The sequence below is a fragment of the Aquimarina sp. AU474 genome, assembly GCF_900312815.1.
Classification (GTDB): Bacteria; Bacteroidota; Bacteroidia; order Flavobacteriales; family Flavobacteriaceae; genus Aquimarina.
The window spans coordinates 901,833-917,134 of sequence record NZ_OMPE01000009.1; the positions used below are offsets into that span (position 1 = coordinate 901,833).

Genomic DNA, 15,302 nt, shown 5'->3' on the forward strand with positions numbered 1-15,302 from the left:
TTTACTATGATGATGCACAAGAAAATTGTTTTAGTTTTTTCCTTTGTGACCTTAGGCTTAATAGCCCAAAATAATACTTCTTATTGGCAGCAAAAGGTAGATTACACAATGTCGGTGGATATGAATGTTGAAAATTTTCAATATGATGGATCTCAAGAACTAATCTACACTAATAACTCACCCGATACATTAAACAGGGTGTTTTACCACCTTTATTTTAATGCTTTTCAACCGGGAAGTGAGATGGATGTGCGTTCCCGCAATATTCCTGATCCTGATCCAAGAGTTCAAGATAGAATTAGTAAACTAACACCTAGTGAGATAGGTTATATTAAGGTTTCATCTTTAGAACAAAATGGGAGTGCGGTCAAATATAATGTTGAAGGTACTGTATTAGAGGTTACACTAGGTAAAGCTATAGTACCTGGAGAAAAAGTTACTTTTTCTATGAAATTTCAAGGACAAGTGCCTAAACAAATAAGACGATCTGGTCGTAATAACAAAGAAGGTGTTGCCCTATCTATGACGCAATGGTATCCTAAAATAGCCGAGTATGACTTCGAAGGTTGGCATGCAGATCCTTATATTGCTAGAGAATTTCATGGGGTATGGGGAGATTTTGATGTTACTATACATATTGATAAAACATATGTGTTAGGAGGATCTGGATATCTTCAAAACCCAGATGAAATAGGTCATGGTTATGAAACACCTGGAACAAAGGTAAAAGCAAAAGGTAAAAAATTGTCATGGCATTTTAAAGCGCCAAACGTACATGATTTTACATGGGCTGCAGATCCAGAATATGTTCATGATAAGGTACAAGTACCAAACGGGCCTGTTTTACATTTTTTATATAAAAATAAAAAAGAGATTCTGGATAACTGGAAAGATCTACAACCAAAATCTGTGGAGTTAATGCAGTACTTCAGTGACAAAATCGGAAAATATCCATATGATCAATACTCTATCATTCAAGGTGGAGATGGAGGTATGGAGTATGCTATGTGTACCTTGATTACTGGAGAAAGAAAGTTTGGTAGTTTGGTAGGAGTAACTGCTCATGAGATGGCTCATGCGTGGTTTCAACATATTTTAGCTACCAATGAAGCTAAACACGAATGGATGGACGAAGGGTTTACAAGTTATATTTCTACATTGGCAATGAACGAGGTAATGAAGCAAAATAATCCAAATTCGTTAAAAGGAATGTATCAAGGATATATGCAATTGGCAAATTCGGGAATAGAACAACCTCAAACCACACAGGCAGATCGTTATGGTCATAATTCTGCATACGGAGCTTCAGCTTATGCTAAAGGAGCGGTTTTTCTGTCTCAATTAGGATATATTATTGGAGAGGATAATCTGGCCAAAACAATAAAAAGATATTATAATGAGTGGAAATTTAAACACCCTACTCCAAATGATATTAAAAGAATTGCTGAAAAAATATCAGGTATTCAATTAGATTGGTATTTAACAGATTGGACACAAACCACTAATATTATTGATTATGGCGTTAAAGAAGTGGTAGAAAACAATAATGAAACAACAATTACTTTAGAACGTGTTGGGCAAATGCCAATGCCAGTTGATCTATATGTAGAATATAATGATGGAACAATAGAGTCCTTTTATATGCCAATCAGAATGATGAGAGGCGAAAAAGAAAACCCTATTCCTGCCATGCAAAGAACAGTACTATCAGATTGGCCTTGGACACACCCTACATATGACATAAAGATTTCTAAACCGAAAGCAGATATCAAATCAATAAAAATAGATATTACAAGAACATTAGCAGATGCTAATCCAAACAATAATAGTTTTTCTCAGTAATAATTAACCTATTTTGAACATACATCTAGTCCAGCTTTAGAAGAATTTAAAGCTGGATTTTTTTCAGTTACCATATAATCTTATCATTACATTTAAGACCCATGAAGGCTACTTTTAATTTAAACGAAAGGCTTAAGAGTAAAAAGGAAATAGAGTTACTGTTTTCTGAAGGAAAAACTATTTCCAAATATCCGATAAGACTGGTATATACAAAAACTAAACGCGAAGAGGATATTGCAATTAAGACAGGGGTATCGGTAAGTAAACGCTATTTTAAAAAAGCAGTAGATCGCAACCGTATAAAACGGTTAATGCGTGAAAGTTATCGAAAAAATAAGTATATTGTACCCAACACTACTCATCAATTCACTTTTATGTTTTTATATTCTGGCAAAGAAATGGCAGAATATGCTTTAATTGAAGCAAAAATAAAAGGAATATTACAAAAATTTGTTGACCAAGAAATAGGATTAAAATAATGTGTCTTTGCACTATTTGATACCTGCAATATTAAATATATATTCATGAAAAAGAGAATCATCTACCCTGCATTAGCTGTTGTTATATTAATATCAACAGTAAGTTTTAAATCTGATTTTTTTGAAATAGCAAAGCAGATTGAAATTTTTACTACGATGTTTAAAGAGTTAAATTTAAACTATGTAGACGAAACTAATCCCGCAGAGTTAATGGATACTGCTATTAAAGCAATGTTGGATGATCTTGATCCATATACAAAATATTGGAACGAACAGGATGTAGAAGCTTCCAAAATACGTAATGCAGGAGAATATACGGGTATTGGGGCTTCGGTAAAAACCATTAATGATAAAATCATTATTATGGAACCTTATAAGGATTATCCTGCCGATAAAGCAGGGCTTAAAGCAGGAGATGAAATTATTCAGATAGGTGATGTCAAGGTAGCAGATTTTAAGGATGATGCAGGAGAACTACTTAAAGGGGCTAGTGGGACCAAAGTTGATATAGTGTATCAAAGACAAGGCAAAACTAATACTACAGTGTTAACAAGAGAAGAAATTGAGGTAGATGCAGTCCCATATTATTCTTTACTAGATGATAATACAGGTTATATAGTTTTATCTAAGTTTAATAATAAAGCCTCTAGCGAGACTATAGATGCATTAAAAGACTTGAAGGCACAAGGAGCAGATAAAATCATTTTGGACTTAAGAGGAAACCCTGGAGGCTTGTTAAGTGAAGCTATTAATGTTACTAATATTTTTGTTCCAAAAGGAGAATTAATTACCACTACAAAATCAGTAGTGAAAAAATATAATAAAGAATATTCGACCAAAAAGACACCTATAGATACAGAAATCCCACTAGTCGTTTTAGTAAATGGCCGAAGCGCATCTGCTAGTGAGATTGTGGCAGGGGGTATTCAGGATATGGATAGAGGAGTAGTGATTGGAGCAAGGAGTTTTGGAAAAGGCTTGGTACAAAGACCCAAAAAACTCACCTATGGTACGCAATTAAAAATAACTATTTCTAGATATTACACACCAAGCGGAAGATGTATTCAGGCATTAGATTACTGGAACCGGGATCAAAATAATAGAGCAGTTCGTATAGATGAAAAGGATTTTAAAGCCTTTAAAACAAAAAATGGTAGAACGGTATATGATGGAGGAGGAATACAGCCAGACATCGAATTAGAAACATCAAAATTCAGTAAAATTACTACAGCACTACTAAGGTCGGATGCAATTTTTAGTTATGGAACTAAATACTTTTATAGTCATAAACTAGAAAACGCAAAGGATTTTAAATTTACAGATAAGGACTATGAAGATTTTAAAAAGTTTGTAAAAGAAAGTGATTTTAAATTTGAAACTGAAACTGAAAAATCTTTTGAGAAATCGTTGCAGATTGCAAAAAGAGAAAAGCTTGATAAAGATATTGCAGCAAACTATGATGCACTATTATCCGCTATAAATGTTTCAAAACAAAAAGGATTGGATACGCATAAGAAAGAAATCGTCAACTTACTTACTGATGAGATCATCAAAAGATATTTTTACAGAGAGGGGTTGTATAATTATTATGTAACTCATAACCCTGAAGTAACAAAAAGCAAAGAAATCTTAAATAATAAAAGTAAATACGAAGATATATTGAATTAAGGCTAATTTAATTTTTATTGACTCAGAAGCGAGTATATTTTTTAATATGCTCGCTTTCTTTTTTGGATTTTTTGTGAGATATATCCTATCTTTAAGATGCACAAAATAAACAACTTAGATTATGGATGTGATGCAAACTGTAGAAGTTATTGAAAAAATACTCTTGGCAATCATAGGTATCATCGTGATTTTTGATATATATCTATACGTTAACGATACAGATGGGGATACAATAAGTAATATTCTTAAAAACTGGGTAAATGACAGATTCTTTTTCATCACCTACTTATGGGGAGTTTTGGCAGGTCACTTTTTTCTAGGTGCTAAAAACTCTATTGTTACTAATACAGCATGGAGTTTGGTAATAGTACTTTTTATAGCTGTTTTACTTTTTATTTCAGGAATGTATTTTAAACAAAGAATTCGGCCAAAAGGGCAAATTGTGTTACTTGTTTTGGGAATAACTATAGGGCATTTTTTCTGGTCTTTAAATTAAATAATACGTATGGATTTTAATCAACTCAATAGAAATATTACAGATAGAATTTGTAAAATTTTAGAATCAAAAGCTGCGCGTTATACTCAAATTGTTGTTGTCGTTGTGATTTCGTTTTTAATTATTCTTGACATCTATCTTTTTATAAGTAATGAAACCACAGTTAGCGAAACCATTCATAGTAATGCAAAAAATAAGTTATTCGTGATTACCTGGATCTGGGGTATTCTTGGGGCTCACCTATTTGTTTGTCGACCCAAAGGAAGTAACACAGTTCCTGAGCTATTAGGGATTGCCATTTTGCTTGTATTTTCGGTTGGTATTTTTCTTTTAGGAAAATATGTGGATATTCCTATTCCTCAGTATATGCATGCTATACTTTTGGTTCTAGGAGGTGTCTCTGGATATTATCTATGGGCACAAGAACTTGATGAAAACAAGAGTTAATTAATTCTATAAAAAAGGGCCTAATATTATTAGACCCTTCTATAAAATTATAATAACTTAGACTTATTGCTTAATTACTTTTTTGGTAATGGCTAAACCACCTTTGGTATCTGATACACGAACCACATAGAACCCTTTAGAGTAACGATTCATGTCTACAGATAATTTTGATTCTCCAATGTTTAATCTTAACGTTTGAGTGTATATTGTTTTACCCGTTACATCGGTAATAGATACATCAACATCACTTTCTAAGAATGCACTAAAATCTACAAATAATTTGTCCTGAACAGGGTTAGGGCTTACAGACATTTGTATTTCTTCAAAAGCAAACTCTTCATTAAGTAATTCACTTTCTAAAGCAGTTGGATTTTCTGCCAGGATCACATTTTGTTTACCGATGATACTTTTACCATTTTCTAAACAAACAATTGCATCTAGATCATATCCATCTGCAAACCATGGAAAAATACTTCTATCACTAGTATCTACCACTCTAATATATTTGGCAGAGCGTAAATTACCAGCTGCAAGGTCAAATTCACCATCTTGACAGGTAGTTCCTAGAGAAACGAACTCTATTCCATCCTGAGAAGCGAATATCTCTGCTGATTCTGGATAGTATTGACAAGGGATATTATCAAAGAACCCAGTAGATTCAAATACTGCAAATTCATTGGCATCTTTATTATCAAAAATCTCATTATTTAATTCAACCGTGATGGCACCACCAAAACCTAAGCTTACAAAGTTGAAAAATCTTCTTTCTCTTGGATTTCCTAACGCGCGATAAGGATTACTTCTATACCTTGATACTCTTCTTCCGTTTTTTCTTCTTCCTTGATCAAAAGAAACCACAGACCCTCCAGCACATTCATTTTCTACAAACTCAGGCTCTAATAAAAACCTTGCAGAAACCGGGAAGTGATCCGAAGTTGTAAATGCATAATCTGAATCATATACTTCATAATGAACAGTCACCGAATTTTCGATATATGCCTCATCTAATTCATTCGTTATAGCAATATGATCGATCATATTTTCTCTAGATACAAAAGAACGTAATCCAGCTTCACTTAATGCCGAAGAAACAATAGTATAATTATCTACATCATCAACATATTCTTGAAAACTTGAAATAGTAGAAGGAATATCTGCTACAGTAACATCAACATCATCATTGTAATCTCCTAATAAGATTACTTTATTATTAGCGAAATTAGCATCTAAAGAATCTTTTAATACCTCAACATCATATTTACGCATGTCATAACGACCTTGAGCATCATTACCACTATTTGCTCTCGCATGTAGAGCTATTAAATCAATACGCTCAGTAACATCATTTATAGTAACGTCTGCAGTCATTAAGAAAGGAAGTCTTCCACTTGCATAGAAGCGTGATGTTGTATTAGGGTAATCCAAAATAGCAGAATCATCACCACCATTATATAATGGATGAATAGAGGTAAACATAGCTCTTGTATTCACTACAGAAACGGTTTCGGTATTATAAATAAAACCAACCTTTTGAAAAGGAGGAGTGCCTCCTGGATTAGAAGTAGCATCAGATAATATATAATCATATCCCGGTAATTGAGCTACCAATTCTGCAAATAAAGCATCATCGGCAATTTCTTCTACTGCAATTATATCTGCATTTAGTCTCTGAAGTACTGTAGCAGTACTATCTCGTTGAATAGCATCGGACATAGGGTTTTGACCTACAGGAGAATTGTTCTCGTCTCCAAACCATTCTATATTCCATGCAACAACATCGAAAGTATCTTCTTTAGGGAAACCAACAGTATCTCCTGGAGGAATAAATTCTACAGCACACGGAATGTCGGTATCCTGTCTAGGCAATAGTTGGAAAAATTCTCTAAATCGTCCAATAACACCAGTTATTTCCGGGCAAGTAACAGGTTGTACTTTTCCTACCACAGATTCAACATCATTATCTATTCTTAACTCCCCAGTTCCGCTTGCATCAGTAAGCGTAAAATTAGAGTTTCCAAATAACAAATCTCCTGGATTAGGAAAAGTTGTATTAAGTACACGCACTAGCTCTCCTGGGTGATCTGCTAGTTCTGCCAATGTAATATCCAAAGGAGTAATAGGGTTTTGAGGAAGACCATTATTGATTACCTCGACGACACCACTAATTTGTATCTGATCATTAAATACAGCTCTTAGCCCTGTTAATGTGATAGAGTCACCAACTTTTACTGTAGCGTCTGCTTGAACTAAATCATCAAATACAGCAATACCTCCAGTCGCATCTTGAATAAATGCAGGGCCACCAAAGCTATCTGTTACAGTTAATACTCCAGCAATAGTAACAGGAGTTCCTTCTGCTATAGCCCTAGCTTCGGCAATACTAATCGGTTCTCCTGGTGTAACAATTACACCATCATTACTAGCACCCGGAGTTGGAGTTTTAGCAACATACGAACTTGTATTACGAGGACCACCTTGTCCGTTGGGAGCTCTCTGTAAAGATTCAGCATCTTTGCTTCCGTTGGCATCTTCGTTTAGTTGAGGTTGATTTGCGTTTAATAGCACTAATAATTCTGCATCATCATTATCATTAGTATCGTAAACAATCGCATCGATTATATTTTCGGTTACGACTGCTGTTCCGTTAGGAAAACTAGTAGCATCACCAAAATATAATACCACAGCATCTGCACCATTTTGGAAAGAGTTTCCAGGCACTACAAGATCTACATTTGCTACACTAGCATTACCAATAACAAAATATCCTTCAGCATTTGTAGAAAATCCATCAAGATCAAAAGCATTATAACTAGCGTTATTATTTCCATTGTAATTTACTATCACATAACCATCAAGAGGTGTGTTTCCTGTACCACCATCATATAATTCTACAAATTCTAATGCATCTGATCCTTGAGTGTCGGCATCTAATTCGTTAATGATAAGATCAACAATCTCTGTAGCATTGGTATTAGATGATCCCGGAGTTGGTATAGCTTGAGTATATGTAGAGGTATTTCTTAACCCCCCAGACCCGTTAGGGAAACGCTGTAATGAATGAGCATCCTTGTCTCCTTGATCAGCCTCATTTACCTGTGGTTCTCCATTATTTAACAATACTAATAATTCAGCATCATCACTATCGTTTGTATCATAAACAATAGCATCAATTAGGTTGTCTGTTGTAACGGCTGTACCATTAGGAAAACTGGCAGCATCTGTTTTATATAGTCCTACAGCATCTGCACCATTTTGCAAACCATTACCAGAAAAAGTAATAGACACATTAGGTACGTCAGCATTTCCAGCTACAAAATATCCATTTGCATTTGTAGTAAACCCAGCAAGATCATATGTGGCATAGCTTTGATCATTAGATCCATTATAAAACACTAATATATAACCATCTAATGCTTGGTTTCCTAAACCACCATCATATAATTCTACAAACTCTAATACATCTGATCCTTCTGTATCAGCATCGATTTCGTTGATTACAATAACCGCATCTTCTCCACCAGTATCTTCAATAACTACATTTTCTCTATTAGGAGTATTTACAGCTTCTCCTGGCTCTGCTATTGCAGCAGGAAAGCTAGGTAAACCACTTCCGTCAAAATCATTTCTTGTCCAGTCGGTTATCGCATCTGTGTCCTCTCCGTTAGGAAATCTGGAGGCTCCGCCTATAGTAAATGATATTCCATCAAAAGATTGTAATAAGGTAACAGTAGCATAGTTAAGGTCTGATGCTCCGCCATCATTAACACCTATATCATCAATTAGTTCTTCCCATGGAGTAGTTTCAAAAACACCATCATCATCTGTATCTAAGTCTTGGCCTAATGTTCCTGTAAAATTTTTAACCAAAAGTAAAGCTACAGTACCATTTTCAAATACATTGCTACCAAAAGCAGTAGAGAAATACCCGTTTACATCAGTGGTTCCTAATTGTATTACTTCGTCAACTGTACCCAGAGCATTACTGTCTCCATCGATTTCAATTAACCAATACTCACTCAGATCGGTATCCGGAGCTGCTTTTATCTCTACAAACTCATCAGTATCAGATCCTGTGTGGTTAAATACGAACTCATTAATTATTGGTATTATTACCGGCGTACCAAATACTTGATTTGTATTTACAGCGCCATATGTATTCGTTGTGGTTACTTCCCAAACAAAATCTGCTGGGGTAGTACCTGCTCCAGATAACTGTAAAGAAGCTCCAACAGCAGTACTGCTAGATTCTGAAACACCAATATCTGTACTGGTTGATCCTGATGCAGGTCCGTTGGTTGCAGTAAGTGCACCTTCATAACTTAAAAACTGAATGACTGTATCTGTTGGATCTACTAGGGCAACACCATCAGAAGCTCCGTTTTGTAATCCATTTGCAGGAAGTACTTCTACTACAGTTCCAAAACCATTTTGTTGATCTGCAATAACTCCTGTAAGAGCAATTGTGTTGTAAACGGTACCATTAGATCCATTATATAAAGCAAGGGTCCAGCCATTTAGATCTGTTCCTGCAGTTCCTGCGATTTCGACAGCTTCATCGACATCGGTACTTGCATTATCATAATGCAGTTCGTTAATAAATACATTTTGTGAAATTCCATTGTGAGTCCCTATGATGCACGACATGACAAATGGAATTAAAAGTAATTTTAATTTCATGACAATTAATTATTTGTGTGAATTTTTGCGTAATGCAAGGTATGGCATTAGAACGATTCAATCATCCCTATTATGTTAAAAAAATATTAACAAATTAACAATTTTATCTAGAGTTCTTTATGTATCAGTGGTTTAAAAAAACGGATAGTTTATAATTGATACAATGTGCACAATAAGAATATTCAAAAAAAGGGTGTATACATCTATATAGTACAGGGTTTTTACTTCTTTTATAGAATAGAAAAATATAGTATAATTTAAAATAAATGTATAACAAAGGGCAACCTGATCATGCTATATTTTGATCAAGTTGCCCCACTCTTAAAACTATACTTTTTTAATTGTTAACGATAACTGCCTTCCACTTTTGACTATAATTAGCACCAGTGTTTTTGTTATACATTTGGAATCCAATTCTCCACAAGGCACTATTATTATTTCCGAACTTTGGAAATTTTGCAGTAACAGTACTTGGTTGATTGGTATAGGTTTTTTTGTGTTTCCAAGAACCGCCAGACCATACTTGAAAGCGTACTTTAAATCTCCTTAAAGCACTCGGAACAGCATTTTGTTCTGCCTGAGTCAAGATATAACTATAGGTTTCACTATCATATGCTTCTATATTAGCATTACCATAAATTCCTGGAGCCAATCCAATAACAATAAAATCTTTGTTATCTATTGTTTCTACAAGCTCAACAACATCTTTTTGTTCTAATGCCAACGTCTCATCCGATTCGGCAAGATCTGATTTACTACAGGATACTATTAATAATCCAAAAAGTAAAAATACTAGGTGTTTGATTTTTTGTGTTTTCATATTGTAATATTATTTGGTTTATGATGCTAATGTATACGGACATGAGAGCGAAGAAGTCCGAATAGTTTGAATTTCAAACAATCTGGACTTTTTTAGGGTTTTTTACCCGTTTAAGTAGAGTTTAAATCCTTAAAAAAAGAAGGTTTTACCATATAATAATCTGTTTTTCAAACAGATATATTTGTATTGTACTGCTTTTTAATAAGCAAGATGATTTTAAAATTATAATAGAGTGTATAACAATAAATAAGAAGAGAAAGGATGGAAAATAGGGTAATAGTAAAAAGGTTTGTATTGGTGATGCTACTTTTATTTCTTATTGCATCATGTGAGCAACCCAATGGAGAAGATGAGTTTATAAACACTAATGACATAGAGAGTTTTGAGGAAGATGCAAAGAAATTTGAAGCATATTTAATTAAAAATGAGTCACAGGAAAAAGCAATAAATACAGAGTAATATATATGGGTTGATTTCTTTTATATCAATCGAAAACTGTTTTCTGTTAGTTTAAAAAGATGATCCATCAATTCTGCAATATGAAACGGTGGACCAAGAGTTACATTTATCCAATAATTCATACATCTTTTAAACTAAAAAAATGAAAAAACGAAGTGATTTTAAAAAACTAACAGTATTGATATTATGTTTTTTAGGCATGATATCTTGTGAGGAATCAGAATCAGACGCGCAAATTGTTGAAGCTATAGATCTGGAGGGTTTTATGAGCACAACAGGGAATAGTAATACTACCTTTACAGTAGAAGATCCATCCAAAGCAACACACCCAATAATTCATATGAGTTTTGGAGCCGATGTGAGTAAAGAGGAAGCTTCTATCAAATTTGATGAAGCTATTGCAAAATATCATAGTAAAAATAATAATGAAAATAAAGGACCAGTTTTTTCTGGTCCCACTAAACCATGGTATTACAGAGTGATTACTATAACAGGTAAATATCAAGATACTGGCTCTAATCATTGTGGTACCGATGGATCCGTAAGGCTTGATGTTGCTTTTAATACCGATGCTGGAGAAATAGTTAAACATAATATGAAATTAGACAACCCAGGAAATGATAGAGAAGAAGGTGCTTGGGATTACTATTATCTAGGATTGAATCTACCATATGATATTAATTGGATAGAGGTTCATGCAGCTTTACTTAGATTAAAAGGAACAGATGGTTGGTTTGTAAAAGAGATTAATCTAAGGTCTACTGAGGAGGATGCTGAGAATTATACAGTTTTGACTTCAAGGCCTCAATTATGGTTAGATAGTAGTGAAGGTAATCTTTGGGATAGTTTCCATACTGGCGACCATGAAACTACGAACAAAGGAGGGAGATACGATTTTTAATTCGTTATCAAATAGATAAGTTATCATTAAAAGGCAGAAAAACAATATTGTTTTTCTGCCTTTTCATTCGTTTTAGTTTAGCTTTAACCGCACAGATACAGGAAAATGATCACTATATCCACCTTTATACTTTCTTCCTACATAGGTTCTAAAAGGGGTTCCTTTATAGCGGCCTTTATAAATTTTTAGAAAGTCATCATCAAAGATTGAAGCATCAGAAAAACTATGTTTTCCTTTTTCGTATTTATGAAAATTATGACTAAAAATTATCTGATCAAATAAATTCCATTGTCCTCTATAACTTGTACTACCATTATAGCGAGTTAGTAATTTTTCCATTGGATTAAATAGATCGTTTCGAACCAAGTTTTTAATACTTTCACTAGAGGGGTCATCGTTAAAATCACCCATAATAATGATTTTAGCATCTTCATTTTGTGAAGTAATTTGTGAGATTATCTCACGGTTTTTTTCGGCTGCGGCCACTCGTTTATACGATGTGAGTTCTGCTCCATCACGTCTCGAAGGCCAGTGATTAACAAGGATATGAACTTCTTCATTATTTAAGATACCCGTTACCCATAAAATATCACGCGTATAATCCCTGTCGCCCCTTTGACTATCTATTAGCACAGGGATACTCTCTGAGTGCAACACTTCGAAAAATTGTTTTTGATATAATAATCCTACATCTATTCCTCTCTCATCAGGAGAATCATAGTGCACAATTCCATAATTTTTGTGCTTTAAATGCTTAGACCCAGCAAGATCCTCTAACACTTTTTTATTTTCTATTTCGGCTACGCCCACTAGTATGGGAGCCTTTCTAGTTTTTAAAAATCCAATATTAGAAATTACGGTGCCTAGTTTAAAAATTTTCTTTTCATATTTTTTGAGATTCCATGATTTTTCAGAATCAGGCAAAAAATCGTTATCCAATGTATAGGGGTCGTCAGTAGTGTCGAACAAATTTTCGAGATTATAAAATGCTACGGTATAATGATCTGTATCTTTTTTACGATAATAATTTTTATTGGCCATAGTATTTGATTTTTATAATAAACCCTTTTGGATATAAGTAGCGGCTATATAATTGTTGTACTTTTGTATATTCGATTAAAGGCACAATATAATAAATTAAGAGGAAGAAGATAATCTAAGTTAATGTTAGAAAGGAAGGAAATAGCATACGAAAAGACGGTATTAATAGGAATTATTACCAAAAACCAAGACGAAGATAAGCTTAATGAGTTTTTGGATGAATTAGAGTTTCTTACCTATACTGCCGGTGGAGAAGTGGTTAAACGATTCACCCAAAAAATGGATATGCCCAATTCTAAAACTTTTATCGGTACCGGTAAAATGGAGGATGTAAGAGCTTATGTAGAGCAACATGAAATAGGCACTGTAGTTTTTGATGATGAGTTATCACCTGCCCAACTTCGAAATATTGAGCGAATTCTTAAAGCCAAGATCATTGATCGAACAAATTTGATTCTCGACATTTTTGCACAACGAGCACAAACCAGTTACGCTCGTACACAGGTAGAATTGGCGCAATATCAATATTTATTACCGCGACTAACAGGATTATGGACGCACTTAGAACGTCAACGAGGAGGGATAGGAATGCGTGGTCCTGGAGAAACTGAAATAGAAACTGACCGCCGTATTGTTAGAGACCGTATTTCTTTACTGAAGAAAAAATTGCTGACTATTGATAAACAAATGGCGACCCAAAGAGGTAATCGAGGCAAACTGGTTCGAATAGCACTTGTAGGGTATACAAATGTTGGTAAATCTACGTTGATGAATGTTATTGCAAAAAGTAAAGTGTTTGCCGAGAACAAACTTTTTGCTACGCTAGATACTACCGTAAGAAAAGTGGTTATTGGTAATCTACCATTTTTGTTAAGTGATACGGTAGGGTTTATTAGAAAATTACCTACACAGCTTGTAGAGAGTTTTAAAAGTACGCTTGATGAGGTTAGAGAAGCTGATTTATTATTGCATGTTGTAGATATTTCTCATTCTCAATTTGAAGACCATATCGAATCTGTAAACAAGATTTTGAGCGAGATCGATTGTACAAATAAAGCGACGATCATGGTTTTTAATAAAATTGATGCGTATACTCATGAAACTATTGAGACGGATGATTTAATAACCGAGAAAACTAAGGCACATTATACATTAGAAGAGTGGAAACAAACTTGGATGAGTAAAATAGGAGATAATGCATTATTCATATCTGCTATTAACAAGGAAAATATAGATGAGTTTAGAAAACGTGTGTATAAAGAGGTACGAGATATTCATGTCACCCGTTTTCCATATAATAATTTTTTGTATCCTGAAATTGTAGAGGAGTAAACTTAAAACTGATAATTAAGTCCTAATCCAATGATTTCTCTTATTTGAAAACCACCTGTGGCATTGTCATCATAAATCGCCTGAAAAGCAAAGTTGCCTGTAATATATTTGTTGACCACCAAATTAATGTTTAAAGTATAGTCTAAATCAATATTTGCAGGATCTTCGATATAATTAGAGTATAGATTAAGTAAGTTTTCCATGGTGACATTCTTCAATAATTTAAATTTGGCATAGGCCGCCAGAGAACCACCAAATTCAAACCTAGAACTTTTTCCTGCATCCACGCCAAAATAATCACCATCAACATAGCCTTCGGTACTGGTAAACTGATCGTCGACAAAAATAATACGAGTGGTTACTGGTGCAATATTTATATTTAAATTGTCGCTTTTTTTCCATAATAAACCTGGACCGATTTGTATAAAGGCGGGAGAGAAAAAATGAGTTTCTTCGGTACGAATTGTTTCTTCGGTATCAGGGTCTTTACTAAAACGATACCCTTTGGCAAATTGAGATCTAAAATTCACAAAAAGAGAGTAGTTCCAAAAGCCTTGGCCAATACGTTGTCCCAATCTAGAATTAAACTCTATACGGTCATTGGTTTTACGAGCAAAATCTTCACCTCGCAAAAAGGTTAAACCATAGTCGGCCAAAATTTTGTTATCCCACGTTAGGCTTTTCTTTTTATAATTAAACTCATAATTAAGCACTGCGTTACCGGCAACATTTGATGTTCCCCCACCTTGCCAATCAAAATTAAATGCAGATTGATTAAATAGCAAAGAAAACTTACCCTTGTTTTTCCAGCCAACCTGTTCTTCTTCTTTTGGTTTTTTGGGAGCGATCTCTTTTAGTTTTTCTTTAAGGATCATTATGTTTAAGGCGCTAGGAGTATTTTTTAATATACTATCCAAAGAACGCTTGAGATTTACCTGTATAGAATCTAGGTAGACAACTTTATCCCCTTTTTCCTGACCTGTTATCTTTGATATAGAAAATAATAAGAGAAGAGCCGGTAAAAAACTTTTCATTTGATATTTTATTGCAGGGTAGAGGTGCAAAGATACAAGATGCTTTTAGCTTTTTCAAATGTCAAATTAATAGCAATAGAATAAGATTACATCTAATTACATTATA

General features: G+C 34.0%; 12 protein-coding genes. 8 read left to right on the forward strand and 4 right to left on the reverse strand.

Annotated elements, in window-relative coordinates; genetic code table 11:
- The first annotated feature begins 12 nt into the window (after nt 1-12).
- The 5 genes from DK508_RS17440 (at nt 13) to DK508_RS17460 (ending at nt 4,932) form a co-directional block, all read left to right on the forward strand.
- Nucleotides 13-1,842: a M1 family metallopeptidase gene (locus DK508_RS17440; protein ID WP_109302752.1), complete on the forward strand. Its 1,830-nt coding sequence runs from the start codon at nt 13-15 to the stop codon at nt 1,840-1,842.
- A 101-nt stretch (nt 1,843-1,943) separates the two neighbouring features.
- Nucleotides 1,944-2,321, forward strand: coding sequence for a ribonuclease P protein component (gene rnpA, locus DK508_RS17445; protein ID WP_109302068.1), 378 nt, complete (start codon nt 1,944-1,946; stop codon nt 2,319-2,321).
- Nucleotides 2,322-2,366: 45 nt separating this feature from the next.
- Entirely contained in the window at nt 2,367-3,989 is a 1,623-nt protein-coding gene (locus tag DK508_RS17450) for a S41 family peptidase (protein WP_109302069.1), read from the forward strand.
- 121 nt (nt 3,990-4,110) lie between these two features.
- Nucleotides 4,111-4,485 carry a hypothetical protein gene (locus DK508_RS17455; RefSeq protein ID WP_109302070.1) on the forward strand — a complete coding sequence of 125 codons (375 nt, stop codon included), beginning with the start codon at nt 4,111-4,113 and terminating at the stop codon, nt 4,483-4,485.
- Nucleotides 4,486-4,494: 9 nt separating this feature from the next.
- Entirely contained in the window at nt 4,495-4,932 is a 438-nt protein-coding gene (locus DK508_RS17460; RefSeq protein ID WP_109302071.1) for a hypothetical protein, read from the forward strand.
- Between the two features lie 63 nt (nt 4,933-4,995).
- On the opposite strand, the gene DK508_RS17465 is transcribed toward DK508_RS17460, so the two are convergent.
- Together DK508_RS17465 and DK508_RS17470 are read right to left on the reverse strand one after the other, a co-directional pair.
- A complete protein-coding gene (locus DK508_RS17465; RefSeq protein ID WP_200831882.1) occupies nt 4,996-9,609 on the reverse strand; it encodes a T9SS type A sorting domain-containing protein in 4,614 nt (1,537 codons plus the stop codon).
- Nucleotides 9,610-9,946: 337 nt separating this feature from the next.
- Nucleotides 9,947-10,429 carry a hypothetical protein gene (locus tag DK508_RS17470; protein ID WP_109302073.1) on the reverse strand — a complete coding sequence of 161 codons (483 nt, stop codon included), beginning with the start codon at nt 10,427-10,429 and terminating at the stop codon, nt 9,947-9,949.
- 261 nt (nt 10,430-10,690) lie between these two features.
- On the opposite strand from DK508_RS17470, the gene DK508_RS17475 reads away from it, so the two are divergent.
- Complete coding sequence (locus DK508_RS17475) at nt 10,691-10,888, forward strand: hypothetical protein (RefSeq protein ID WP_109302074.1); 198 nt, start codon at nt 10,691-10,693, stop codon at nt 10,886-10,888.
- Between the two features lie 142 nt (nt 10,889-11,030).
- The gene (locus DK508_RS17480; protein WP_109302075.1) at nt 11,031-11,789 is read left to right on the forward strand and encodes a hypothetical protein; all 759 of its coding nucleotides are present in this window, start codon (nt 11,031-11,033) and stop codon (nt 11,787-11,789) included.
- A gap of 72 nt (nt 11,790-11,861) precedes the next feature.
- Here DK508_RS17480 and DK508_RS17485 read toward each other — a convergent pair whose 3' ends face one another.
- On the reverse strand, nt 11,862-12,830 hold the full coding sequence (locus DK508_RS17485; protein ID WP_109302076.1) for an endonuclease/exonuclease/phosphatase family protein: 969 nt from the start codon (nt 12,828-12,830) through the stop codon (nt 11,862-11,864).
- Nucleotides 12,831-12,953: 123 nt separating this feature from the next.
- Here DK508_RS17485 and hflX point away from each other — a divergent pair, with 123 nt between their 5' ends.
- Nucleotides 12,954-14,162 carry a GTPase HflX gene (gene hflX / locus DK508_RS17490; RefSeq protein ID WP_109302077.1) on the forward strand — a complete coding sequence of 403 codons (1,209 nt, stop codon included), beginning with the start codon at nt 12,954-12,956 and terminating at the stop codon, nt 14,160-14,162.
- Between the two features lie 2 nt (nt 14,163-14,164).
- On the opposite strand, the gene DK508_RS17495 is transcribed toward hflX, so the two are convergent.
- Nucleotides 14,165-15,196 carry a DUF3078 domain-containing protein gene (locus DK508_RS17495; protein ID WP_235016431.1) on the reverse strand — a complete coding sequence of 344 codons (1,032 nt, stop codon included), beginning with the start codon at nt 15,194-15,196 and terminating at the stop codon, nt 14,165-14,167.
- Between the last annotated feature and the right edge of the window lie 106 nt (nt 15,197-15,302).